The following is a 24,176-nucleotide window of genomic DNA, read 5'->3' on the forward strand; positions in this document are numbered from 1 at the left end:
CGTTTTACAGGTAAAGCCTCATGTCGATGTTCTATACGGGCCTCTCGGGCCTGAGCGTGGCGCGAACCGCGCTCATGACCACGGCCCACAACACGGCCAACGTGTACACCACCGGCTACAACCGCCAGACGGCGCTGGTCTCTTCGCTCGGCGGCACGGTCACCGGCGCGGGTTTTGTGGGCAATGGCGCGCGCGTGACCACGGTGCAGCGCAGCTACGACCGCTACCTGACGTCCCAGCTCAACGGCGCGGAGGCCGCAGGCGCGGCGCTGGCGAGCTACGGTTCGCAGATCAACCGCATCGATTCGCTGCTGGCCGACAAGACCGCAGGCATCACGCCTTTGATGCAGAGTTTCTTCGCCAGCGTGCAGGACGTGGCCAACACGCCGGCCGACCCGGCCGCGCGCCAGCAGCTCATCAGCGCGGCGCAGTCGCTGGCCAACAAGTTTCGCTCCACCGACCAGTACCTCACGGACCTGAACAGCTCGGTCAATGAGCAGATCGAAGGCAGCGCCGCCAAGATCAACACCTACGCCACGCAGATCGCAAGCCTGAACCAGCAGATCAGCCAGCTCAGCGCCATGGCCGGCGGCCAGCCGCCCAACGACCTGATGGACCAGCGCGACCAGCTGGTGAGCGATCTCGGCAAGATCGTCGACGTCAAGGTGATGGAGCAGGACAGCGGCCAGTACAACGTCTTCATCGGCAACGGCCAGACGCTGGTGCTGGGCGACCGCGCCGCGAAGATGCAGTCCGTGCAGTCCGCCGCCGATCCCACGCGCCAGTCGATGGCGCTGGTCGGCCTGACCGGCACGGTCTCCGAACTCAACGACAACGTGCTCACCGGCGGTTCGCTCGGCGGGCTGCTGGCCTTCCGTTCTGAAACGCTCACCAGCACGCAGAACGCCGTCGGCCGCCTCGCAATGGCCCTGGCCAGCGAGTTCAACAACCAGCACAAGCTTGGCGTGGACCTGAACGGCGCGCTGGGCACCAACTTCTTCTCCCAGGCCGCGCCGGGCGTGTTCTCCCACGCAAAGAACGCCGGCAACATGGTGCTCGGCGCCAGCGTGACCGACACCTCGCAGCTCTCGACCAGCGACTATTCGGTGCAGGTGAAAGACGTGGCCGGCACGCTCACCTACACCGTCACACGCCTGTCCGACAAGCAGGTGATGGGCGACTACACCGCGTTCCCGGCCGGCTTCGACGGCGTGAGCCTCTCGGTGGCCAGCGGCACCGCGCAGGCGGGCGACTCGTTCCTGGTGCAGCCCACGCGCACCGGCGCGCGCGACATGGACGTGCTGGTGCGCGAAACGGCCAAGGTGGCCGCCGCGTCACCGATCGTCACCGGCAAGACCGTCGGCAACAAGGGCACGGGCGCCCTGAGCCCCGCCGTCGTCAACGCAGACTACCTGGCCGCGCCGCTAGCCGCAACGGTCACGCTCGCCTATGACGCGGGCGGCAACACGCTGTCGGGCTTTCCGGCGACCTCGCCCGTCACGGTGACGCTGGCCGACGGCACTTCCACCACCTACGCCGCGGGCACGGCCGTGCCTTACACCGCCGGTGCCGCCATCAGCTTCGACGGCATCGAGGTCAAGCTCACGGGCGCACCCGCGCAGGGCGACACCTTCACCATCGGCAAGAACGTGGCCGGCGTGTCGGACGGCAGCAATGCGCTGAAGCTCGGCGCGCTGCAGCGCAAGAACGCCATGGACGGCGGCACCTCCACCTTCAACGGCGCCTTCGCCAAGCTGGTGAGCGAGGTGGGCAACCGCTCCATGGAGATTCGCGTGGCAACGCAAACGCAAGACAGCGTGACGGGCCAGATCCGCGCGAGCCGCGACTCGATCTCGGGCGTGAACCAGGACGAGGAAACCGCCAACCTGCTGATGTACCAGCAGATGTACCAGGCCAATGCCAAGGTGATCCAGACCGCATCGACCATGTTCGACGCCATCCTGGGCATCCGCGGCTGATCCGGCCCTCGCTTTTAAGAACAGATTTCAGGAGTCGAGATGCGCATCAGCACCCAATCCTTCTACGCCCAGAGCATGAACGCCCTGGGTTCGCAGCAGCAGCAGCTGTTCCGCATTCAGCAGCAGCTTGCCGCGGGCACCAAGTTCCTGACGCCGGCCGACGATCCCGTGGCGGCCGCGCGCGCGCTGGGCGTCAGCCAGTCGATGGCCGAGTCGGCCCAGTACGCCAGCAGCCGCAGCCGCGCGATGCTCTCGCTCTCGCAAGAGGAAACCGCGCTGAAGTCGGCCACCTCGATCATGCAGAACATGAAGACGCTGGCCGTGCAGGCCGGCAACGGCACGCTGTCGGACGCCGACCGCGCCTCGCTGGCCACCACGCTGCAGAGCAACCTGGACCAGCTGGTGAACGTGGCCAACGCCGACGACGGCAACGGCCAGTTCCTGTTTGCCGGCTTCAAGAGCGGCAGCCCGCCCTTCGTGGCCGATGCCAGCGGCGGCATCCAGTACATGGGCGACCAGGGCCAGCGCCTCATGCAGATCGACGTGTCGCGCCAGATGTCGACCACGGACGACGGCCGCAGCGTGTTCCAGTCGGTGCAGGGCGGGGCGGGCTACGTGAGCTCCGCCGGCGCGGCCAACACCGGCTCGGGCGTGTTCGGCCCCGTGGGCCTGACCGATGCGACCGCGGCCAACTATGGCAAGGACTTCACGATCAGCTTCGCGGGCGGCAACTACACCGTGTCCACGCAGGACACGCCTCCCGTGGTCGCCGCATCGGGCCCCTACGTGCCCGACACGCCCATTTCGTTCGGCGGCCTGCAGATCAAGATGAGCGGCACGCCCGCTGACGGCGATACCTTCCAGGTGGCCACGGCCCGCAACGCCGGCACCGATGTGTTCGCCGCCATCGGCGACATGATCACCGCACTGAAGAAGCCGCTGACCGGCGGCGGCGATGCGGCCCAGGCTGAGCTGCTCAACGCACTCAGCACCTTCAACGTGAAGATCACCAACGCGCACGACAACGTGCTCACGGTCACCTCGTCGATCGGTTCGCGCATGAACGAGCTCGACGCGCTCAACACAGGCGGCGCCTCGCGCTTCCTGATCGACAAGGGCTACCTGTCGGAACTGGTGGACCTGGACCCGGCCAGCGCCATTTCGGAATACCTGCAGCGCGAAACCTCGCTCAAGGCCACGCAGCAGACCTTTGCGCGGCTGCACAGCATTGCGCTGTTCAACTACCTGTGATGAAGAGCGGGGCGGCCCCGGCTGCCCCTCAGGGCCTGAGGGTTTGCGTGAGCTGGAGCACCGAAGAAAGGCCCGCGGCAAAGCGCGGCTCCAGGAACGCGCCGAACTGCGGCATGAGCAGATGCATCATGCCGATGCCCGCCAGCAGCGTGAGCGGAAAGCCCACCGCAAAGATGCTGAACTGCGGCGAGGCCCGGTTCAGGATGCCCATTGCAAGGTTCAGCGTGAGCAGCGCGGTCACCAGCGGCAGCGAAAGCATGAAGCCGTTGATGAAGATCTGCCCGCCGCCCAGCACCAGGAACATCCAGCCTTGTGCGGCCAGTGGCGCATCGGCAATCGGCAGCGTGCTGAAGCTTTCGGCCAGGCCGGCCACCATCAGCAGATGGCCGTCCACCGCCAGGAAGAGCAGGATGGCCAGCATGTGCATCAGCCGCGCGACCACCATCGTGGCGCCGCCGGCCATCGGGTCGAAAAACGAAGCGAAGGAAAGGCCCATCTGCAGGCCGATGTATTCGCCCGCGGCCAGCACGGCGGCAAACACCATGCGCATGGTGAAGCCGATGGCGGCGCCGATGAGCACTTGCTGCAGGATGATCCAGATGCCGCCGGCCGAAACCACCGGCACCGGCGGCATCGGCCCGAGCGTCGGTGCGATGGCAATGGTCAGCAAGGCCGCAATGGCGACCTTGAGCTGGCGCGAAACGCCGGGCTCGCCGAACACCGGCGCGGTGCTGACCAGCGCCAGCATGCGCACGAACGGCCAAAGAAAGGCCGTCATCCAGGCGGTGAGCTCCGTCGACGTGACGGAGAAGATGGCGGGCATCGCGCGCGTGCCCTCAGGCCACGAGTTGCGGAATGCTCGAGAACAGCGTGCGGATGTAGTCGAGCATCTGCGCCAGCATCCACGGGCCGGCAATCACCAGCACCGCGCACACGGCCAGCAGCTTGGGAATGAACGAGAGCGTGGCTTCGTTGATCTGCGTGGCCGCCTGGAAGATGCTGATGATCAGGCCGACCACCAGCGCCACCAGCAGCATCGGCGCGCCGAGCAGCAGCGAGACATGGATTGCCTGGCTTCCCAGGGACATGACGGATTCGGGTGTCATTCCGGTCCTCTAAAGATAAAAGCTCTGTGCGAGTGCGCCGATCAGCAATTGCCAGCCGTCGGCCATGACGAACAGCATCAGCTTGAACGGCAATGCAATGGAGGCGGGCGGCACCATCATCATGCCCATGGACATCAGCACGCTGGCAACCACCAGGTCGATGATGAGAAACGGGATGAAGATGGTGAAGCCGATCTGGAACGCCGTTTTCAGCTCGCTGATCACAAAAGCGGGAAGCAGGATGCGCAGCGGCACTTCTTCAGGCCCTTGCATGTCGGGAATCTTCGCGAGCCTGGCGAACAGGGCCAGGTCGTTCTCGCGGGTCTGCTTGAGCATGAACGACTTGAAGGGCGCAATGCCTTTTTCGAGTGCCTTCTCGGCCGTGATCTTGTTTTCGGAGAACGGCTTGTAGGCGTCGTTGTAGACCTTGTCGAACACCGGCGACATCACGAAGAAGGTCAAAAAGAGCGACAGGCCCACCAGAATCTGGTTGGGCGGCGAAGACTGCGTGCCGATGGCGGTGCGCAGCAGGCCCAGCACGATGAGGATGCGGGTGAAGCTCGTCATGCTCAGCAGCAGCGCCGGCAGGAACGTGAGCGAGGTCAGCAGCACCAGCGTCTGCACGCTGAGCGACCAGGTCTGGCTGCCGCCCGGGCCGGGCGAGCTGGTCAGGCCGGGCAGGCCCTGCGTCCAAGCCGTCATCGGCAGCGCGAGGGCGAGCAGGGTCAGCACGACGCTGCGAAAGCGTCGCTGGGAAGCAATGCGAATCATGGGTTCGGCCGCTGCCTGAGTCCGAGGGAGTCGCGCAGTTTTTGAGCGAACAGGCCAGCCGCGCCGGCAAAGCGTGGATCCGGCATGGTGGCCGTTGCGCCCGGGGTTGCGGGCACCGCCTGGGCCGGCATCGAATGCAGCGTGTTCACCTGGCTCGATGTAACGCCCAGCACCAGCCAGGTGCCGCCAACCTCGACCACCACCACGCGTTCGCGCTGGCCGACCATGGCACTCGAAACCACCTTCACGAACTGGCCGCCGCCCAGGCGCTGCAGTCCGAAGCGGCGTGCCGCCCAGGCGCACAGGAAGATGAGGCCCAGCACCGCGAACATGCCGAAGCCGGCCTGCAGCAGGCTGGATGCGCCGACCGCCGGGGCCGCCGTTTCGACGGGCGAAGGCACCGTCGGTAGCGCGGCATGGGCGGCGTGCGCGGCCAGGCTGCATGCCGCGGCCGCAATCGATGCGGCAATGCGCCGAAACTGCCTGCCAGGCCTTGCAAGAGGGTTCATGAGCGGCCGAGCTTCTGCATGCGCTCGGAGGGCGTGACGATGTCGGTCAGGCGAATGCCGTACTTCTCGTTCACCACAACCACTTCGCCCTGCGCAATCAGGTAGCCGTTGATCAGCACGTCCAGCGGCTGGCCGGCCAGGCCGTCCAGCTCCACCACCGAGCCTTGCGACAGTTGCAGCAGGCTCTTGATGGTGATGCGGGTGCGGCCGAGTTCGGCCGTCAGCTGCACCGGCACGTCGAGGATGCGTTCCACATCCACCGGCGAACCCGATGCGGACGGTGCCGGCTGCAGCGGCTGGAAGACGCGGCTGCCCGCGGGGGCGGCAGCGGGCGCGGGCGCAAAGGCGGGGGCCGGCGCAGGTGCCGGGGCGGGGGCGGGAGCGGAAGCCGCGGTCTGCTCGGCCAGCGCGCTGGCCCAGTCGTCCGCATCGCTGGAGGATGGGGTGTTGTCAGTCATGTTCGTTCTTCAGATCGCTGTCTTGGTGGGAGATCATCTGCAGCACGCGCAGGGCATAGCGTTCGTTCGAGACCCCGTAGCCGCACTCCATCACCGGAATGCCGTCGACGCGTGCGGTGATCGACTCGGGAAGTTCAATGGGCAGCACGTCGCCCGCCTGCAGCTTGAGGACCTCGCCGATGGTCGAAGGCAAGGTAATGAATTCGGCGCTGAGCTCCACGTCGGCGCTCTGCATCTGCTGCGACATCTGCCGCACCCAGCGCTTGTCGACCTCGATCTCGTCCTGCACCGGATTGGAGAGCAGGTCGCGGATCGGCTCGATCATCGAATAGGGAATGCACACGTGCAGGAAGCCGCCCACGGGGCCGAACTCGATCTGCAGCGTCGTGTTGATCACCACTTCGTTCGGCGCGACGATGTTGGCCAGCTTGCCGTGCATTTCGGCGCGCACGTAGTCGAAGCTCAGCGGGAACACCGGCTGCCAGGCGTCTGCATAGCACTGCAGCGTGAGGTTCAGCAGGCGCTTGATGATGCGCTGCTCGGTGCGCGTGAAGTCGCGGCCCTCGACACGCACGTGATAGCGCCCGTCGCTGCCAAAGAGGTTGTCCACCACCAGGAACACCAGCTTCGGGTCGAACACGAAGAGGGCCGTTCCGCGCAGCGGCTTCATGTGCAGCATGTTGATGTTGGCGGGCACCGGCAGGTGCCGCACGAACTCGCCGTACTGCTGGATGTGCACCGGCCCCACCGAGATGTCGGGGCTGCGGCGCATGAAGTTCAACAGCGAGCTGCGCAGATGGCGTGCAAAACGCTCGTTGATGACCTCGAGCGTGTGCATGCGGCTGCGCACCACGCGGTCGGGCGCGCCGAGGTCGTACACCGGCAGGCCGTCCGACCTGGGGGCAGCGCCTTCGCTTTGCTCGGGGCTGCCTCCGGTGACGCCCTGCAGCAGCGCGTCGACTTCGTCTTGGGAGAGCACCTGTTCATAGGCCATGAATCGCCGGTCCGGAAAAAGATTTACTGCACCATGAAGGTGTTGAAGGAAACGCTGCCGATCTCCTGCGGGGGAAAGCCGGCAGCCAGCGGGCGGCTCAGCTCGAGGCGGATTTCCTCCGCCAGCCGGGCCCTGTCCTCGGTGGTCACCAGCGACTCGGGCGGGCGGTTCGACAGCAGCAGCAGCAGCCGGCTGCGCACCTCGGGCATGTACTCGACGACGTGCGCCTTGGCCTGCTCGTTGCGCACCTTCAGGGCCATGCCCACATGCAGGAAGCGCGCTCGGCCTTCGGACTGCACGTTCACGGTCAAGGGCTCGATCGTGACGAAGATCGGCTTGTCGGGCACGAGCGCCGGTGCGGCCGATTCGGCGGCCGCGGCGGGAGCGCGCTGGCTCATCAGGTAATAGCCGCCGCCGCCGGCAAGACCGCAGGCCAGCACAGCGGCCGGAATCACGATCTTCAGCTTCGAAGAGCGAGGCGCGGCGGCGGGGGGAGCGATTGCGACAGAAGGACTGGTAGCCATATTTGAAACTGCGAAAACAATGTCTGGTTGGGACTATTCTTTGCCAGGTGCCCGGCAAACGAAGGGCTGATCAAGCGCGGGAAAAGGCCTCAGATCCCGCGTTCGTCTCATGCGAAGGTGTCTACGCCGGCGCTGGAGGTGCGCGGTACGGCGGGCGGCAGGCTGCCGTGCAGCGGCTCGGCGAGGGCTGCAGCCTCGGCGCGGCCGGGCGCCGGGTACTGCGGCTGCCGGCCCGAACCCTGCTGCTGCTGGGCTTGCTGGTCGAAGGCGCCGCCCTGGCCGGCAAAACGATGCGCCTCCGCACCCACCGAGGCCTGGCCCAGGCTGATGCCTTGTTCCGCAAGGCTCGCGCGCAATTGCGGCAGCGCCGCCTCCACGGCCTTGCGCACGCTTTCATGGGCCGAGACGAACATCGCCTGCGCCTGGTTGTCTCCCATCGAGAGCGTGACCTTCAGCGGGCCGAGGCCGGCCGGGTTCAGGTTCAGCTCGGCAACCTGCGCGCCGGCCGCGTTCATGCGCAGCATCTGGTGGCCGAGCGCCGGGCCCCATTCGTCGGAGCCCACCGGCGGCGCCACGTGCATGACGGATACCTGGCTGGTGCCGGCCGGCAGGTTCGCGCGGTCGGCCGCGGCCGTGGCGAACGTCATCGCTTGCGGCAGGGTGAACGGATCGGCTGCATTGGACGTTGCGGCGCCAATGTCGGGTTTGTCGGCTGCGAGCATTGCGGCTGTGGGTGCCGATAGCACTTCGTCGGTCGCCGGGGAAGCGGCAGCTGCCTTGGCCGCTTCAGAGGCAATGGCGGTGACGGTTGCGGCGCTTGCATCGCCGGACGGCGCCGTGGCGACGATTGGCACGGCGCCCGCCGCTGCGGCGATACCTGCTGCTGGCAGCGCTGTAACTGCCGGCAATTCGGCAACGGACTGGGCGACGGCCGCTTCGGCACGGCCCTTGTTCGTCGGTTGTGCGGTTTCCGATGCCACGGCTTGGGCATCGCGCGGCAGCGCGGCCGTTGCCGGGGTTTCGCCCTCGGCCCCTTCGGCCTCAGTCGCGTCGCCGGGCAGCGCATCCATGGCAGCGTCGGTGGGCAGGGCCGCCACGGCTGCGTCGGCGGTCAACAGGCTCTGGGCGCCTTCAGGCAGGGTGGCCGCCACGGTTGCGCCACCGGGGAGCACCGAGGCCGCCGCGGGCGATGAAGCCAACGCGGTCATGGTCGGTGCAAAGAATGCCAGCGGCAGTTCGATGGGCAGGTCGTCCTTGCGGTCGCCGGCGCGAGAGGGCTTCTGCCGTGCCTTGCCTTCGAGCGCGGGCGAGGCGAAATCTTCCTGCGCTTGCTGCGATTGCTGCGACTGGCCGGTGCCGCGCGAGCGGGTCAGCACCGCATTGAAGCTGCGGCCGTCGGCTTCCTCGGCGTTGCGGCCGCGCGGGCCCGAAGCAGTCGAAGAGGCCGAGGCGCCGGCTGCATTGGGCGCGAAGGAAGGAGCGATGAAGGTGGGCATGGCGGTTTTTCAGGAAAACGTCAGGGTGTCGGTTGGGAGGCGCGGTCGAAGAACTTGCGCGCCGCGCGTTCGTCGCTGTCGCGTTGCTCGCGCCGTGCGCCGACCACGAGCTCTTGCCGCCGCATGCGCTCGGCCAGTGCGTCGAAGGAGTTGAGGCGGCGCTTGTGGTGCTGCCATTCGTTGCGGCCGATGTCCAGCCGGCTGGCGGCCTGCGCGACGATGGCCTGCTGCTGCTGGATGGCGCCGTCGAGCGTGCCGAGAAAGTTGCGGTAGTTGTGCCACTGCGCCGAGGGCAGGCCGTTCTGCATCAGCACGTGCAGCTGGTCGCTGTAGTCCTGGCGGTACTGCAGCAGCAGCTCCAGCTTCTGCGCGGCGCTGACTTGCGCGTTCTGCAGCAGGCCGAGCTGCCGCGCCGCGTCGTCGGTCTTGTTGCGGGCGAGGTCGGTGAGCGTGTCGAGCGGAAGTTTGTGCGGCATGGCGGCTCCGTGGTGGTTGTGGCTCAGGCGGGTTCGAACAGGCTGCCCATGCGGGCGATCGAGGTGGCGTAGTCGCAGCGCTCTTCCATCGATTGCTGCAGGAAGGCCTCGATGCGCGGGTACAACGCAATGGCCTGGTCGAGCTGCGGATCGTGGCCGGCCGCATACGCCCCGACGCTGATGAGGTCGCGGTTGCGCTGGTAGCGCGAGAGCGCCTGCTTGAAGCGGCGCACGGTGTCGAACTGCGAAGGCTCGATCAGCGCCGTCATCGCGCGGCTGATGGAAGCCTCGATGTCGATGGCCGGGTAGTGGCCGGCTTCGGCCAGCGTGCGCGACAGCACCACGTGGCCGTCCAGGATGGCCCGCGCCGAATCGGCAATCGGGTCCTGCTGGTCGTCGCCTTCGGACAGCACGGTATAGAAGGCCGTGATCGAGCCGCCCCGCCCATTGGCGTCGCGCGAGCCGTTGCCGGCCCGCTCGACCAGCGCCGGCAGCTTGGCGAACACCGAGGGCGGATACCCCTTGGTGGCCGGCGGCTCGCCGACGGCCAGCGCGATCTCGCGCTGCGCCATGGCATAGCGCGTGAGCGAATCCATGATGAGCAGCACGTCGCGGCCCTGGTCGCGAAAGTACTCGGCCAGGCAGGTGGCATAGGCCGCACCCTGCAGGCGCAGCAGCGGCGAGTTGTCGGCCGGTGCGGCCACCACCACGGCGCGGGCCAGGCCCTCTTCGCCGAGCGTGTTCTCGATGAAGTCCTTCACCTCGCGGCCACGTTCGCCGATCAGCCCGACCACGATGACCTCGGCGCTGGTGTAGCGCGCCATCATGCCCAGCAGCACGCTCTTGCCCACGCCGGAGCCGGCAAACAGGCCCATGCGCTGGCCGCGGCCCACCGTGAGCATGGCGTTGATGGCGCGCACGCCCACGTCGAGCACCGAATCGATCGGCGCGCGCGCAAGCGGGTTCATCGGCGGCGAGCTCAGCGGCACGCGGCGGCTCACGTCGAGCGGGCCGAGTCCGTCGAGCGGGCGTCCGGCGGCATCGACCACGCGGCCAAGCATGCCTTCGCCCACCGGCAGCCGCTTGGTATGCGCATCGCCGGAGCTGCCGCCCGTATTGACTTGGGCCGGACCGGGCCGCGCGAACACGCGGGCGCCGGGCAGCAGGCCGGCCACTTCGCTTTGCGGCATCAGAAACAGTCGGTCGCCGGCAAAGCCGACCACTTCGGCCTCCGCATGGCGCTGCGGATAACCGGGCGGCAGTTCGATCAGGCAGTCGCTGCCGACCGGCAGCTGCAGGCCCACGGCCTCCAGCACCAGGCCCACCGCGCGGGTGAGCCGGCCTGAGGTGGCAATGGTCGAGCAAAGGCCGACGTCGTGGCGGGCTTGCGCGAGCGTGCCCAGCCAGGATTTGAGGTGCGGATTGGCGGCAGACGCGGAAGGTGCTGCGGCTTGTGCTGTGGCGGACATCGTTTTCAGCCTCCGGCCGACTCGCCACCGTTGGGCGAGAACGCATCGGCCACGCGCTTCCAGCGCGTTTCCAGGCTCGCATCCACTTCGCCGCTCGCGGAGCGCACGCGGCAGCCGCCGCGGGCCAGCGTGTCGTCGGCACGTACCTGCCAACCGGCGGCCTGCAGTTCGTTGCCGAGGCTGTTCTTCACCAGTGCCACGTCTTCAGGGTGCAGCAGCAGGCGGGGCTCGCCTTGCAGGGCGGGCTCGGCGTGCAGCAGGTCTTGCACCAGCGCAAGCACCCATTCGGGTTCGACGCGCAGCGTGCGGTGGATCACCTGGCGTGCCACATCGAATGCAAGCGCCATCACGGCATCGGCCAGTTCGCTTTCGGCGCTGCGCAATGCGGCAGGCAGCGCAGCGGCCAGTGCGCGCAGTTGCTCCGCATGCGCGCTTGCGCCGGCCAGGCCCGCGGCCAGGCCGGCGGCATGCCCTTCGGCATGGCCCTGGGCCCAGCCCTCGCGCCGGCCTTCGGCCTCGCCGGTGGCACGCGCCTCCAGCCTTAGGCGCTCGAGCTCGGCCTCGCGGGCCAGCGCCGCGGGGTCCACGCGCGGCGCCGCGGCCGCTTCAGCGGGCACGCCCGCTGCGAGCGTGTCTTCGTCGAGCGAACTCATCTCCCACCGCTGCCAGGCCGAAAGGCGCGGTCTCGCGGGCATGGGCGGCGTGCTCTGCCGCGCGCGGGACGCAAAGGATTGGTTGGCCAAGGTCATCTCATCGACTCCCCGCGTTAGCGCGCTTGCCGCACTTGCCGCGAAATTGGACTTGCAACATGGTTTCAGACGAAGTCATCGGTTCCGGGCGTGGAGATGACGATCTCGCCGGCATCGGCCAGGCGGCGCACCACCTGCAGGATTGCCTTCTGTTCGGTCTCGACCTGCGACACGCGCACCGGGCCGCGCAGTTCGATGTCTTCGCGCAGCGTTTCCGCGGCGCGCTGCGACATGTTCTTGAGGAACTTCTCGCGCAGCTCGGGCGCCGAGCCCTTGAGCGCGACGATGAGCGAATCGGACTCGATGTCCTTGAGCAGGCGCTGGATGAAGCGGTCTTCCAGGTCGAGCAGGTTCTCGAACACGAACATCTCTTCGAGAATGCGCTGGGCCAGCGCATCGTCGTGCTCGCGCACATGGGCGATTGCGCCTTCTTCCTGCGCGCTGTTCATCAGGTTGACGATTTCCGCCGCCGTGCGCACGCCGCCCAGGCGGCTGCGCTTCAGGCCTTCGCCCGAGAGCATTTCGGTCAGCACGTCGGTCAGCTCGGCCAACGCCGCGGGCTGCACGCCGCCGAAGGTGGCCACGCGAAGAATCACGTCGTGGCGCAGGCGCTCCGGCAGTTTCTCGAGCACTTCCGAGGCCTTCTTGCGGTCCAGGTGGATCAGCAGCGTGGCAAGGATCTGCGGGTGTTCGTCGCGGATGAGCTCCACCACTTCGCCGGCTTCCAGGTCGTTCAGCCGCTCGATGCCGCCGTGCGGCTGCTCGGGCTGGAGAATGTCTTCGAGCAGGTTGCTTGCGCGGTCGTCGCCGAGCGCCTTGCGCAGCACGGCGCGAATGTAGCTGCCCGAGCCCAGGTGCAGCGCGGACAGTTGCTCGGTCTCCATGCGGAACTCGGCCAGCACGGCCGCCAGCTCGTCCTTGGAAACCTGGCTCAGCTTGGCCATTGCCGCGCCCAGCGCCTGCACTTCGGTGGCGGGCAGGTGGGCCAGCGTGGCCGCTGCGCGGTCCTCGCCGAGGGACATCAGCAGGATCGCGCTTTTTCTTGTGCCGGCATCGCTCATGTGTTCATCCAATGCTTGATCAACGTGGCCACCAGGCGCGGGTCCTGGTCGGCGGTTTCGTGTGCGTAGGCAAGGTCGGCCTTCTGGCGTTCGATCTCACGTGCCTTTGCGCTGAGACGCGATGCGTTCGCTTCGTCCTCGTCGCTCATGCCGTCCGTCTCCGCGGCGGCGCCGGGGCCGGTTGGCGCGGCGGCGGCCGGGGGCGCCGGCGGCGCGAGGTGCTTGCGCAGCAGCGGCCGCAGCACGGCGAACCAGGCGAACAGGGCCAGGAAGGCGAGCAGCACGTACTGTCCGATCGTCTTGGCGAGCCCCAGGTTGGCCGGGTCGCGCCAGAAGGGCAGCTCGGGTCCGGCCTGGCCGTCTTCGCCGTCGCGGGTGAAGGCGCTGTTGACCACGTTGAGCGAGTCGCCGCGCTCCTGGCTGAAGCCCATGGCTTCCTTGGCCAGGTTGCGGATCTGCTCGATCTCGGCCGGCGTGAGCGCGCGCTGCACGAGCTTGCCGCTCGCATCCGGCGCGCTGCGATGGTTGACCACCACCGCCACCGACAGCCGCTTGACGCCGCCCGCGCCCTGCTGCACATGGCGGATCGAACGGTCGAGCTCGTAGTTGGTCGTCACGTCCTTGCGTGCGCTGCCCGGCGCCGAGCCGGCCGTTGCTGCAACACCCGCCGCGGCCGCTGCACCCGGTGCCGGGGCATTGGGCGCCGGCGGCGTGGTGATGGGCGCGTTCGGCGTTTGCGGCGGCTGGTTCGACAGGGCGCCTGGAATGCCGCCCGGCGGCGTGGCGCCTTGCTGGGTCGATTCGCTCGACTGCTGGCTGCGGATCGCCGCGTTGCGCGGGTCCTGGTTCGGCTTGTAGCTTTCTTCGGTGCGCTCGACCACGGAGAAGTCGATGTCCGCGGCGACCTGCGCGCGCACGTTGGTAGCGCCAAGAATCGGCTGCAGGATGGCCTCGATGCGGCGGATATAGCCCTGCTCGATTTCCTGCGCGTACTTCAGCTGGCTCACGTCCAGCCCGCGCGCGCCGGCGTTGGCGGCCGACAGCAGGTTGCCGTGCTGGTCGACCACGGTCACGCTCTTGGCATTCAGTTCGGGCACGCTGCTCGACACCATGTGCACGATGGCGCTGACCTGGCCTTCGTCGATGCTGCGGCCGCGGTGCAGCGTGAGCACCACCGAGGCCGAAGGCTTCTTCTGGTCGCGCACGAAGAGCGAGGGCTTGGGCAGCGCCAGGTGGATGCGCGCCGATTCGACCGAACCGATCGATTCGATGGAGCGCGCAAGCTCGCCTTCCAGGCCGCGCTGGTAGTTGACCTGCTCGGCGAAGTGGCTGGTGCCGAACTTCTGGTTGTCCAGCAGTTCGAAGCCGACGCCGCCGCCCTTGGGCAGGCCCTGGGAGGCAAGCTTCAGGCGCACTTCAGGCACCTTGTCGCTGGCGATCAGGATCGCGCCGCCGCCTTCGGCGAACTTGTACGGCACGTTCATCTGCTGCAACGACGCAATGATGGCGCCGCCGTCGCGGTCGGACACGTTGGTATAGAGCACGCCGTAGTCGGGACCGCGGCTCCAGAGCAGGAACGCGGCGGCAGCGGCGACGATCGCGGCGGCGCCGACGATCAGGGGCAGTTTCGGTTGTGCGCGCAGGCGGTCCGCAATTGCGGAACCGGGCGACGGCATTGCGCCCGCGGGCGCCGCCGAACTCATTGGAAAACCTCCGCCCTGCGGGCTGCGGTATTCGCCTTGGGAGCGGCCCGGCGGCTCATGCGAGTACCCCGGTCACGGCCAGGAGCACCGGGCGGCGCGGGGTCATGGTGAGGGGCTGGAGGCTTCGATGTTCTGGAGTCATGCCGGTGGGCTGTGGTGTCGTCAGCGGGCTTGGGGATCGGCGTTGATTCTCAGCAGGCGCGCCATATTCGATTGGTCGAACAACTGGGGGTTTTGCCGTCAGTTGGGGGCATGTCCCAAGGGCTTCCCCTGATACGCTGAAAACACGCGGAGGCGCCCCGGTGCTTCCTTGTCCACCCCCAGATTCACACACATAGAAAGCATTCCATGTCGATTGCCGCCATCGAGTCCGTCTTGCAGCAGATGCGGGTCACCTCGCTCCAGACGGGCATTGCCCAGCCCGCCGCCGAAGCGGCCGAGCCGGGAGGCTTTGCCGCCGAGCTCCGCCGCTCGCTGGACAACATCAGCACCGCGCAGACCAAGGCCTACGGCCAGGCCGAAGACTTTGAAATGGGCAAGCCGGGCGTTGCGCTGAACGACGTGATGGTCGACCTGCAGAAGGCCAACGTGGCTTTCCAGACCGGCCTGCAGGTGCGCAACCGCCTGGTGGCTGCTTATCAGGAAGTGATGAACCTGCCCGCCTGATCCCTGTGGGTTGTGTGGGCAGCGCAACTTTTTTGCGCCGGACTCTAAATGTTTGGAAACCCCTGCCGATAACTAAACCAACGATGGCTTGAGTCTCACAGTGGGAGCGGGTCCAGCGTTGCGGCCGGACGGCCGGAGTCCACAACCTTTGTCTATCAGGAGTCGAAAATGGCGCAAGTCATCAACACCAACAGTCTCTCGCTGCTTACGCAGAACAACCTCAACGCGTCGCAATCGTCGCTGAACACCGCGATCCAGCGCCTGTCTTCGGGCCTGCGCATCAACGGTGCCAAGGACGACGCAGCGGGCCAGGCCATTGCCAACCGCTTCACCGCCAACATCAAGGGCCTGTCGCAAGCCCAGCGCAACGCCAACGACGGCATCTCGCTGGCGCAAACGACTGAAGGCGCACTGAAGGAAGTGAACAACAACCTGCAGCGCGTTCGTGAGCTCGCAGTGCAAGCCGCCAACGGCAGCAACTCGGCCAGCGACCTGAAGTCCATCCAGGACGAAATCACCCAGCGCATGAGCGAAATCGACCGTGTCTCGGCACAGACCGATTTCAACGGCGTGAAGGTCCTGTCGGCCGGCGCCAAGCCGCTGACCGTGCAAGTCGGTGCCAACGACGGCGAAACGATCAAGATCGACCTCAAGCAGATCGACTCGACGACGCTCGGCCTGGCTGGCTTCTCTGTCAGCAGCAACGCTCTGCCCGTCAGCGCTCCGATCACGCAGACCAACCTCGGCGGCACGCCGGCAGACGTCGACCTCTCGTCGGCTGCCACCTCGCTGGGCGTGGATGCTTCTTCGCTGAGCCTGCACAACGTGAAGGACGCCACCGGCGCCGCAACCGCCAACTTCGTGGTCAAGTCGGGTGACGACTTCTACGCTGCTTCGGTTGACGACACGACCGGCGACGTGGTCCTGAACGTGGCCGACGTCGAGTTCACCGACACCGACAACGGCGTGACGACCGCTGTTGCACTGGCCGACCAGCTGGTGAAGGTGGGTGTGGACGCTGCTGGCGCGGCTACCGCTTACGTTGCCGTGCAAGGCAAGAACTTCGCGGTCGGCGGTGGCGCATTGGCCAACGGCGGCGCAACGCCCACCGACTTCGACAACACCGGCACGGACATCGTCCTGAGCGGTGCTGGCAAGACGGCCGAGTTCGCCGGTGCGGCTTCGATCGACCCGATGAAGAAGCTCGACGCAGCTCTGAAGATGGTCGACGACCTGCGCAGCTCGCTGGGTGCGGTGCAGAACCGTTTCGACTCCACGATCGCCAACCTCGGCACCACGGTGACCAACCTGTCTTCTTCGCGTTCGCGCATCGAAGACGCCGACTACGCAGTCGAAGTGTCGAACATGACCCGCGCTCAGATCCTGCAACAAGCTGGTACCTCGGTGCTGGCCCAGGCGAACCAGACCACGCAAGGCGTGCTGTCGCTCCTGCGTTGATCCAGTAAGGCATTGCGCAGGCGCCCGGGTGCAAACCCGGCTCCGCCTGCGCTGTTCCCTGCGGCTTGGCTCCGGCCAGGCTGCAGACGACAGCGAAAGCAATCAAGAAGGTGGAAATCATGTCGATTCCCGTAGCCCCGGCGGCGGAAGGCCAGCAGTGGATGCAGATGCTCTCCGAGCGGACGGCCGGCGCAGTCGCGCCCGCTTCGGCGGAGTCGTCGGCAGTGCCGGCGGCCGTGGTCGAGGAAGCAACGCCCACGCAGGTTGCCGAGGCGGTGCGCGAGATCAACACCTCGCTGCAGAGCCGTTCGGTCGGGCTGCAGTTCGAGCTGGACGAGGACACCGACAAGATGATCGTCAAGGTGGTCGACCGCGCGAGCGGCGAAGTCATCCGCCAGATTCCTTCGGAGGAAGTGGTGCGCATCGCCAAGGTGCTGGGCAAGGCGCCCGGCCTGCTGGTGAGCCAGGAAGCCTGACGGATCTCCTTCTTTTTTCTTTTTCTCCTATTCGTAGTTTTCAGGACATCTCAACATGGCATCGATCAGCAGCCTTGGCGTTGGCTCCAAGCTCGACCTGAGCACCTTGCTTACGCAGCTCGAAACGGCGGAGAGCCAGCCGCTCGTGCTGTTGCAGCAACGGCAGGTGAGCTACACGAGCAAGCTCTCGGCCTACGGCACGCTGCAGAACTCGCTCAGCACGCTGCAGGCGGCGGCCAAGAAGCTGTCCGACCCCGCGCTGTTCCAGGGCGCGAAGGTCACGTCGAGCGTGCCCGAGGTGCTGACCGCATCGGCCGGCAGCACGGCCACGGCCGGCACCTACACGGTTGACGTAACCAAGCTTGCGCAGTCGCAATCGCTGGTGGCAGCTGGTCGGGCCGACGCCAAGGCCGCCGTCGGCACCGGCACCATCACCATCGACTTCGGCACCGTGGGCGGCGGCACGCTCGATGCCGCAACCGGAACCTACACGAGTGCGAGCTTCACGAAGGATGCGAGCCGCACCGCCGTGCCGATCACCATCAACGGCACCAACAACACCCTCGAAGGCATCCGCGACGCGATCAACGCGGCCAAGGCCGGCGTGTCGGCCAGTATCGTGAACGACGGCAGCGGCACGCCGCACCGGTTGGTGCTGACGTCCTCGCAAACGGGCGAAGCATCGAGCATGCGCATCTCGGTGGCCGGCGATGCGTCGCTGCAGGGCCTGTTGAACAACGACCCCGCCGGTACGCAGAACCTGCGCCAGACGGTGGCCGCGCAGAACGCGCAGCTCACGGTCAACGGCATTGCCGTGACCAGCGCGAGCAACACCGTGAAGGAAGCCATCCAGGGCACCACGCTGAACCTGCTGAAGACCGGCTCCAGCAACCTTGCAACGCAGCCCGACACCGCCACGGTGGAGGCAGCGATCAATGATTTCGTCAAGGCCTACAACAGCCTGCAGGCCACCGCCAACACCTTGACCACTTACGACAAGGATTCGAAGACCGGCGCCGCGCTGGTCGGCGACTCCACGCTGCGCAACCTGCAGACCCGCATTCGCCAGGCGCTCACCACGCCGCAGGCCGGCGGCCCGACCGATCTGAAGGTGCTGTCGGAAATCGGCGTCACGTTCCAGAAGGACGGCACCATGGCCGTCGATTCGGCCAAGCTCAAGACGGCCGTCAGCACCAATCTTTCGGGCGTTGCGGGGCTCTTTGCCAGCGCGACCGGCAGCACCGCTGGCTACGGCAAGCAGATCAGCGCGGTGGTGGACAACCTCACCTCCACCGGCGGCGCGCTCAAGGTGGCTTCGGACGGCATGACGGCCTCCCTCAAGCAGCTCGACCAGCAATTCACCGACATGAAGATGCGCGTGGATGCCAAGGTGGAGCGCTATCGCGCGCAGTTCACCCAGCTTGACCTGCTGATGAGCCAGATGAGCAGCACCAGCACTTATCTCACGCAGCAGTTCGCAAGCATGCAAAGCAGCAGCAGCAAGTAATTCCAGCAGAGCAATCCATGTACACCTCTCACAACTTCAGGGCCGGTGCCAACGCGTATGCCCGCGTCGGCGTGGAAACGCAGGCCATGAGTGCCTCGCCGCACCAGCTCATCGTCATGCTGTTCGACGGCGTCGTCACCACCATCGGCATGGCGCGGCACCACATGACGAGCGGCGACACCGTGGCCAAGGGCAACGCGATTTCCAAGGCCATCAGCATCGTCGACAACGGGCTGAAGGCCAGCCTGGACGCCAAGGCGGCAGGCGCCGCGGGCGCCGAGCTGGTGGCCAACCTGTCGGCGCTGTACGACTTCGTGATTCGCCGGCTGCTGTACGCAAACCTGCACCACGACGTGAAGGCGCTCGACGAGGCCGAAGCGATTCTCGAGAACATTGCGTCCGCATGGCGCGAAGTCGGCGGTGCAAGTGCCGACAACTGAAACACCGGAATCGCAGGCCATGCCGGTCCGCCACGAAGTCCTCCACTGCTACAGCGAACTGGCCTCGACCATGTCGCTCATGGCGGCGCTCGCCCGCGCCAAGGAATGGGAACGGCTTGCCGAGCTCGAAGCCCGTTGCGCGGCGCTGGTCGACCGCCTCAAGGCCATCGGCAAGGTGTCGCTGGACCCCGTGCAGCTGGAGCAGGTGCGCAACCTGATCGATTGCATCCATTCCGACCAGGAAGAGGTGTGCGACATGGTCAAGCCGCAGCTCGAGGACCTGGTGTCGAAGATGGCCCAGTTGCAGATGCGCAGCGAACTCGGCAGGGCATACGGCACGCCGTATTGACCTGCAAGAGAGCACGGCAAACGCAATGAACAGATCGATCGGACTCGCCGATGCGCCGCTCGCAACGAAGCTCGCCGCACTGCGGCCGGAGCTCGCTGCGCTGCAGACCGAGGTCGGCACCAGCTTGCCGGCCGGCGCCGTGGCCGAGGTCCAGCAGGTCAAGAACGATGTTCGGCTGCCGTCCCACTCCCTGCTCGAGGCCGTGCTGCCGGCCAAGGTGCCGGCGGGCGCACCGCGCGCCTCCGATGCACCGCCTTCGGTGGCTACCCAGTGGTCGGCGGCGGCCCGCGCCATCAGCGCCGTGCTGGCCGATCTTCATGCCGACCCCGAGCCTGTGCGTGGCGCGGCGCCCCTGTGGCCCTCGGCGCAGACGCCCGCGGCGCCCGTGCTCGCCGGCGCGCTGGCGCAGACCGTGGCAGCAAGCGGCCTGTTCTACGAATCGCACCTGGTCGAATTTGTCAACGGACTTCGCACCGTGCAGCAACTGGCGCAGGAGCCGCAAATGCGGTTGACGCAGGCGGCCACGCCCACCAATGCTGGGGCGGCGCAGCCTGCATCCCAGGCGCATGCACAGCCCCAGCCCGCCCAGGTAGTTCCGGGTCGGCCGGTTGCCGCGGGTCAGCTTTTGGCGGTTCCCGCCGCTGGCCAACCGGTTGCGACCGCGGGCGCATCCGTTCCCACGGCGAGCCAGCCTTTGCAGGGCGCACCCGTCCAAGGGCAACCCGTTGCTGTTCCGCCAGGTGCAGCCACGCAAACACCGCCCGCGTCGGTCTACACGAGCCAGGGAGTTCCGGTGGCTTCGGCCGCGGTTCCGGCTCTTGCGGGCAATGCGAGTGATGCGGGCGTGGTTTCCGACGAGCGCCTCGCGAGCCGCAGCCTCGGCGAAAACAGTGCCGCTGCTTCTTCCGCGCGCACGGCTGCTTCAGTGGCCGTACCGGCTGAAATGATTCACCCCCAAACCGTGGCACTGGTGCACCAGCAGCTCGATCTGCTGGCCACCTCGGTTTTTCGCTGGAGCGGCCAGGCATGGCCGAACGTGCCAATGGAGTGGTCGATCCACGAAGAGGCCGACCAGCCCGCCGATGCGCCTGGAGACCAACGCAACGACGAACGCAAGGAGCGCCCGCGCAGCTGGTCGACCACCGTTTCGCTCTCGCTGCCCAGGCTGGGTGCCGTCGATCTGCGGCTGAGCCTGACGGGTGAACTCGTTCAGGCCCGCCTTGCCGCAAGCGAAACCGCAACGCTCGCGCGCTTGCGCAATGACAGCGGCGAACTGGGGCCGCGCCTCGAGGCCGCCGGATTGCGCTTGCAAGACCTGCAGATCACGGCGATGAGCCCGGTGGGGCATGCCGAATGACTGCCTCGACCGATACGCGCCCGAGCGCGGTGGCTCTCTCCTATGCCGACCAGGCGAAGGCGCCGGTGGTCGTGGCCAAGGGTTACGGGGTAACGGCGGAATCGATCCTGCGGCAGGCGCGGGAGAACGGCGTGTACGTGCACGCCTCTGCGGACCTGATCAAGCTGCTGATGCAGGTGGATCTCGACCGGCAGATCCCGCCGCAGCTCTATCTGGCCGTGGCAGAGGTGATGGCGTGGATCCACGGGATCGAAGCCGACCAGGGTGCCGCAGGGCCCGGAAAAGTTAATGCTTTGTAATTAACTATCGAGAATAAATGAGAACTAATTTCATCGGTGGAAACCATGTAACGTGTTTGCAACAAAAGCTTACATGTACTTGTAGCTCGCTTTACAGTTTCCCCGTGATCGAAAGTTACAAAGTGTTAAATAGTTGGAATAATTCACTCAAGACATGACTGAACGGAGTGCAATTTTGGAAACGGATATTGTGATGAACGTGGCCAACGGCGAGATCTCCCGCGAGATCGGTGACATCAATCTCGCCTACATGTTGCTTGCGCAGAAGCTGGTCAAGCAGGACCGTGTGGCGGCAATGTTTCGCCTGGGCGTGAGCCGCGAACTGGCCGACATGCTGGCCAGCATGTCGCTGGCGCAGATCCTCAAACTGGCGGCGTCGAACTTCCTGCTGTGCAGTTTCCGCCTTGACGAGCATGCCTCGATGTCGGCGGTGGTTGGCGAAGGTAAGGACACGATGCTGCAACAAGCGCACATGTCGATACTGATGTCGGCACGAAGCCTGCAGAGCCAAAAAGAAACCGCAGCCGTATGAGCACCAAGAGCGTCCTTGGCGAGGTGCGCGAAGTTCAGCTGGCGATCCAGCTGATCCACCTCGGCGCCCGCCTGCAGTTCCTCGAGTCGGAAGTGGGCCTGAGCCGCGAGCGGCTGATCCGCCTCTACAAGGAAATCAAGGGCGTCTCTCCGCCCAAGGGGCTGCTCCCTTTTTCAACGGATTGGTATATGACTTGGTTGGCGAATATCCATTCGTCAATGTTTTACAACATGTATCAATTCATGAAAACCCATTCCGATGAAGAAAAGGTTTGGGTATTGATTAAAAGCTACAAATTGTATTTGCAGCAAATTGAAGCGCAGGAAAGCGAGCCAGTTCTGGATTTCACGCGTGCGTACACGATGGTTCGTTTCTTCGACAGCGACATGCTGCAACTGAGCACCTGCTGCCGGTGCGCGGGGCAGTTCGTGGCGCATGCGCACGACCACAAGAGCGGGTACGTCTGCGTGCTGTGCCGGCCCCCGTCGCGGGCAGGCAAGGCGCGCGGCTCGAAGCGCGCGGCGGGCGGCGAAATCGCTGTGCCGGGCATGGAAAGCATTGGTCTGGCCGTGGAAGCGGCGCTCGACGGCGGTGGACTTCATTGAAAAAAGCGGACCTTGCCCCCGCGGGCAAGGCTTTTGAATCGACGCCTCAAGGGCAGTAGGGGAAGCGCGTGCTCCTTTTGGTTGGTTATCTGGTGGTCATAGGCGCCGTGTTCGGCGGCTATGCGCTCATGGGCGGGCACTTCGGGGTGCTGTTCCAGCCGGTCGAGCTGCTGATGATCGGCGGCTCCGCGCTGGGCGCCTTCATTGCGGGCAACAACGGCAAGACGATCAAGTCGACGCTCAAGGAGCTGCCGCTCCTGCTGCGCTCGTCCAAGCACAACCGGCAGCTCTACCTGGACCTGCTGGCGCTGCTCTACGAGCTGCTGGCCAAGGCGCGCAAGGAAGGAATGATGAAGCTGGAGTCCGACGTGGAGGACCCGGCCAAGAGCGAGATCTTCGCCCGCTATCCCAACATCCTGGCCGACGAGGCCGTGATGGAGTTCCTGTGCGACTACCTGCGGCTGGTCATCAGCGGCAACACGGACGCATTCGAGATCGAAGCGCTGATGGACCACGAGATAGAGACGATCAAGCACGAAGCCGAAGTGCCCATGCACAGCCTTTCGCGCGTGGGCGACGCGCTGCCTGCGCTGGGCATCGTTGCGGCCGTGATGGGCGTGGTGCATGCGCTGGCCTCGGCGGACCTGCCGCCTTCGGAGATGGGCGCGCTGATTGCGCACGCGATGGTGGGCACCTTCCTGGGCGTGCTGATGGCCTACGGCTTCGTCTCGCCGCTGGCTTCGCTCATCGAGCAGAAGGTGGCCGAGAGCATGAAGATGTACCAGTGCACCAAGGTCACGCTGCTCGCAAGCCTGAACGGGTATGCACCGCAGCTGGCGGTGGAATTCGGCCGCAAGGTGCTGTTCTCGACCGAGCGGCCCAGCTTTACCGAGCTGGACAGCCACGTGCGCGAGGTCAAGGCCCGCTGATACACGGCGTGGAACATTGCCATGAGCACGGAAAAACACAGGGTCGTCGTCAAGCGCGTTCCCGCCCACGGAGGCGGGGGGCACGGCGGCGGCTGGAAGATCGCCTATGCCGACTTCATGACGGCCATGATGGCGTTCTTTCTCGTGATGTGGCTGCTGTCGAATGCCTCGCCCAAGCAGCGTGAAGGCATTGCGGAACACTTTCGCATGCCGCTGAAGGTGGCCATCAGCGGCGGCGAGAAAAGCAGCACCAGCGAAAGCGTGATTCCGGGCGGCGGCATGGACCCGAGCACGCGCGCCGACGGCGAGGTCCAGCGGGCCGACGCCGAGGAAGACGCCGACGCCGAGCGCCTGGCCAGCATGAAGGACCGGCTGGACAAGCTCATCGAGAACAGCCCGGTGTTCAAGCAGTTCCGCTCGCAGATATTGATCGACATCACCACCGAGGGGCTGCGCCTGCAGATCGTCGACAGCGAGAACCGCCCGATGTTCGACCTGGCCAGCGCGCAGCTGGTGCCGCACATGCGCGCCATCCTGCGGGAGATCGGCCCCACGCTCAATGAGCTGCCGAACAAGATCACCTTGTCGGGGCATACCGACGCCATCGTCTACACCAACGGAGACCGCTCCTACGGCAACTGGGAGCTGTCGGCCGACCGGGCCAACGCCTCGCGGCGCGAACTGGTGGTGGGCGGCATGGCCGAGAACAAGGTGCTGCGCGTGGTTGGGCTGGCCGACAGCATGCACCTGGACAGGAGCAATCCGCGCAACCCGATCAACCGGCGCATCAGCATCATTTTGCTCAACCACCGCACCCAGCACCAGATAGAGCGCGAGAACAGCGGAAGCGGCAACGCCGCGAGCTGGCCCGCCAAGTCACTGTCGTCGCCTTCGCCGCTGCTGCCCGCCCAGAGCGTCAAGGTAACGGCCAGGGGGAGCGCCGGCGGCGGCGCTTCCGCAGAGCACCCATAGAAATTGATGCCGGCCCTACAGCAAGCCGGTTCGGAGCAAC

27 protein-coding genes are annotated in these 24,176 nt (G+C 66.3%); 14 read left to right on the plus strand and 13 right to left on the minus strand.

All coding sequences use genetic code 11. The annotated features are described in order from the left end of the window. The first annotated feature begins 20 nt into the window (after positions 1 to 20). Positions 21 to 1,979 carry a flagellar hook-associated protein FlgK gene (gene flgK, locus V9K97_RS02485; RefSeq protein WP_337316040.1) on the plus strand — a complete coding sequence of 653 codons (1,959 nt, stop codon included), beginning with the start codon at positions 21 to 23 and terminating at the stop codon, positions 1,977 to 1,979. 39 nt (positions 1,980 to 2,018) lie between these two features. Beyond that, positions 2,019 to 3,230: a flagellar hook-associated protein FlgL gene (gene flgL, locus V9K97_RS02490; protein WP_258502119.1), complete on the plus strand. Its 1,212-nt coding sequence runs from the start codon at positions 2,019 to 2,021 to the stop codon at positions 3,228 to 3,230. Between the two features lie 28 nt (positions 3,231 to 3,258). Here the strand turns inward: flgL and fliR are convergent, their stop codons facing one another. The 13 genes from fliR to fliF all read right to left on the minus strand — a co-directional run bounded on the left by fliR (position 3,259) and on the right by fliF (position 14,546). After that, positions 3,259 to 4,053, minus strand: coding sequence for a flagellar biosynthetic protein FliR (gene fliR / locus V9K97_RS02495; protein ID WP_337316041.1), 795 nt, complete (start codon positions 4,051 to 4,053; stop codon positions 3,259 to 3,261). A gap of 13 nt (positions 4,054 to 4,066) precedes the next feature. Then, the gene (gene fliQ / locus V9K97_RS02500) at positions 4,067 to 4,336 is read right to left on the minus strand and encodes a flagellar biosynthesis protein FliQ (RefSeq protein ID WP_157615484.1); all 270 of its coding nucleotides are present in this window, start codon (positions 4,334 to 4,336) and stop codon (positions 4,067 to 4,069) included. A 9-nt stretch (positions 4,337 to 4,345) separates the two neighbouring features. Continuing rightward, complete coding sequence (gene fliP / locus V9K97_RS02505) at positions 4,346 to 5,038, minus strand: flagellar type III secretion system pore protein FliP (RefSeq protein WP_258508106.1); 693 nt, start codon at positions 5,036 to 5,038, stop codon at positions 4,346 to 4,348. A gap of 65 nt (positions 5,039 to 5,103) precedes the next feature. Next, on the minus strand, positions 5,104 to 5,616 hold the full coding sequence (fliO, locus tag V9K97_RS02510) for a flagellar biosynthetic protein FliO (RefSeq protein WP_337316042.1): 513 nt from the start codon (positions 5,614 to 5,616) through the stop codon (positions 5,104 to 5,106). Beyond that, entirely contained in the window at positions 5,613 to 6,074 is a 462-nt protein-coding gene (gene fliN, locus V9K97_RS02515; protein ID WP_126748334.1) for a flagellar motor switch protein FliN, read from the minus strand. The genes fliO and fliN overlap by 4 nt, the downstream gene beginning before the upstream one ends. Beyond that, a complete protein-coding gene (gene fliM, locus V9K97_RS02520; RefSeq protein ID WP_126748335.1) occupies positions 6,067 to 7,068 on the minus strand; it encodes a flagellar motor switch protein FliM in 1,002 nt (333 codons plus the stop codon). The genes fliN and fliM overlap by 8 nt, the downstream gene beginning before the upstream one ends. Positions 7,069 to 7,091: 23 nt before the next feature. Then, complete coding sequence (locus tag V9K97_RS02525; RefSeq protein WP_258502115.1) at positions 7,092 to 7,523, minus strand: flagellar basal body-associated FliL family protein; 432 nt, start codon at positions 7,521 to 7,523, stop codon at positions 7,092 to 7,094. A 176-nt stretch (positions 7,524 to 7,699) separates the two neighbouring features. Next, a complete protein-coding gene (locus V9K97_RS02530; protein ID WP_337316043.1) occupies positions 7,700 to 9,088 on the minus strand; it encodes a flagellar hook-length control protein FliK in 1,389 nt (462 codons plus the stop codon). 20 nt (positions 9,089 to 9,108) lie between these two features. Beyond that, the gene (gene fliJ, locus V9K97_RS02535) at positions 9,109 to 9,564 is read right to left on the minus strand and encodes a flagellar export protein FliJ (protein ID WP_258502113.1); all 456 of its coding nucleotides are present in this window, start codon (positions 9,562 to 9,564) and stop codon (positions 9,109 to 9,111) included. A 23-nt stretch (positions 9,565 to 9,587) separates the two neighbouring features. Further along, positions 9,588 to 11,033 carry a flagellar protein export ATPase FliI gene (gene fliI, locus V9K97_RS02540; protein WP_337297199.1) on the minus strand — a complete coding sequence of 482 codons (1,446 nt, stop codon included), beginning with the start codon at positions 11,031 to 11,033 and terminating at the stop codon, positions 9,588 to 9,590. A gap of 5 nt (positions 11,034 to 11,038) precedes the next feature. Then, entirely contained in the window at positions 11,039 to 11,782 is a 744-nt protein-coding gene (gene fliH / locus V9K97_RS02545) for a flagellar assembly protein FliH (RefSeq protein ID WP_337297198.1), read from the minus strand. A gap of 65 nt (positions 11,783 to 11,847) precedes the next feature. Beyond that, positions 11,848 to 12,843 (minus strand): flagellar motor switch protein FliG, encoded by a 996-nt coding sequence (gene fliG / locus V9K97_RS02550; RefSeq protein WP_157615469.1) that lies wholly within the window; start codon positions 12,841 to 12,843, stop codon positions 11,848 to 11,850. After that, complete coding sequence (gene fliF / locus V9K97_RS02555) at positions 12,840 to 14,546, minus strand: flagellar basal-body MS-ring/collar protein FliF (protein ID WP_337316044.1); 1,707 nt, start codon at positions 14,544 to 14,546, stop codon at positions 12,840 to 12,842. The genes fliG and fliF overlap by 4 nt, the downstream gene beginning before the upstream one ends. A 348-nt stretch (positions 14,547 to 14,894) precedes the next feature. On the opposite strand from fliF, the gene fliE reads away from it, so the two are divergent. From fliE to motB, 12 genes are all read left to right on the plus strand, one after another. Beyond that, positions 14,895 to 15,212 (plus strand): flagellar hook-basal body complex protein FliE, encoded by a 318-nt coding sequence (fliE, locus tag V9K97_RS02560; protein WP_258502108.1) that lies wholly within the window; start codon positions 14,895 to 14,897, stop codon positions 15,210 to 15,212. A 168-nt stretch (positions 15,213 to 15,380) separates the two neighbouring features. Beyond that, a complete protein-coding gene (locus V9K97_RS02565; RefSeq protein WP_258502107.1) occupies positions 15,381 to 16,670 on the plus strand; it encodes a FliC/FljB family flagellin in 1,290 nt (429 codons plus the stop codon). Positions 16,671 to 16,789: 119 nt separating this feature from the next. Further along, on the plus strand, positions 16,790 to 17,146 hold the full coding sequence (locus tag V9K97_RS02570) for a flagellar protein FlaG (RefSeq protein WP_337316045.1): 357 nt from the start codon (positions 16,790 to 16,792) through the stop codon (positions 17,144 to 17,146). A gap of 55 nt (positions 17,147 to 17,201) precedes the next feature. Further along, the gene (gene fliD / locus V9K97_RS02575) at positions 17,202 to 18,653 is read left to right on the plus strand and encodes a flagellar filament capping protein FliD (RefSeq protein WP_337316046.1); all 1,452 of its coding nucleotides are present in this window, start codon (positions 17,202 to 17,204) and stop codon (positions 18,651 to 18,653) included. Positions 18,654 to 18,670: 17 nt separating this feature from the next. Further along, positions 18,671 to 19,093, plus strand: a complete 423-nt coding sequence (fliS, locus tag V9K97_RS02580) for a flagellar export chaperone FliS (protein WP_258502103.1) — start codon at positions 18,671 to 18,673, stop codon at positions 19,091 to 19,093. A gap of 19 nt (positions 19,094 to 19,112) precedes the next feature. Further along, on the plus strand, positions 19,113 to 19,442 hold the full coding sequence (locus tag V9K97_RS02585; RefSeq protein WP_258502102.1) for a flagellar protein FliT: 330 nt from the start codon (positions 19,113 to 19,115) through the stop codon (positions 19,440 to 19,442). Between the two features lie 25 nt (positions 19,443 to 19,467). Further along, positions 19,468 to 20,799: a flagellar hook-length control protein FliK gene (locus V9K97_RS02590; RefSeq protein ID WP_337316047.1), complete on the plus strand. Its 1,332-nt coding sequence runs from the start codon at positions 19,468 to 19,470 to the stop codon at positions 20,797 to 20,799. Then, positions 20,796 to 21,098 carry an EscU/YscU/HrcU family type III secretion system export apparatus switch protein gene (locus V9K97_RS02595; protein WP_337297193.1) on the plus strand — a complete coding sequence of 101 codons (303 nt, stop codon included), beginning with the start codon at positions 20,796 to 20,798 and terminating at the stop codon, positions 21,096 to 21,098. Before V9K97_RS02590 ends, V9K97_RS02595 begins: the two co-directional genes overlap by 4 nt. Positions 21,099 to 21,291: 193 nt before the next feature. Beyond that, positions 21,292 to 21,630 (plus strand): flagellar transcriptional regulator FlhD, encoded by a 339-nt coding sequence (gene flhD / locus V9K97_RS02600; protein ID WP_258502099.1) that lies wholly within the window; start codon positions 21,292 to 21,294, stop codon positions 21,628 to 21,630. Beyond that, complete coding sequence (flhC, locus tag V9K97_RS02605; protein ID WP_337316048.1) at positions 21,627 to 22,235, plus strand: flagellar transcriptional regulator FlhC; 609 nt, start codon at positions 21,627 to 21,629, stop codon at positions 22,233 to 22,235. Before flhD ends, flhC begins: the two co-directional genes overlap by 4 nt. 68 nt (positions 22,236 to 22,303) lie before the next feature. Next, positions 22,304 to 23,164: a flagellar motor stator protein MotA gene (motA, locus tag V9K97_RS02610; RefSeq protein WP_258502096.1), complete on the plus strand. Its 861-nt coding sequence runs from the start codon at positions 22,304 to 22,306 to the stop codon at positions 23,162 to 23,164. 21 nt (positions 23,165 to 23,185) lie between these two features. Continuing rightward, the gene (motB, locus tag V9K97_RS02615) at positions 23,186 to 24,136 is read left to right on the plus strand and encodes a flagellar motor protein MotB (RefSeq protein ID WP_337308584.1); all 951 of its coding nucleotides are present in this window, start codon (positions 23,186 to 23,188) and stop codon (positions 24,134 to 24,136) included. Positions 24,137 to 24,176 lie beyond the last annotated feature (40 nt).

Origin of the sequence: Variovorax sp. CCNWLW186, assembly GCF_037203865.1 — a bacterium.
Classification (GTDB): domain Bacteria; phylum Pseudomonadota; class Gammaproteobacteria; order Burkholderiales; family Burkholderiaceae_C; genus Variovorax.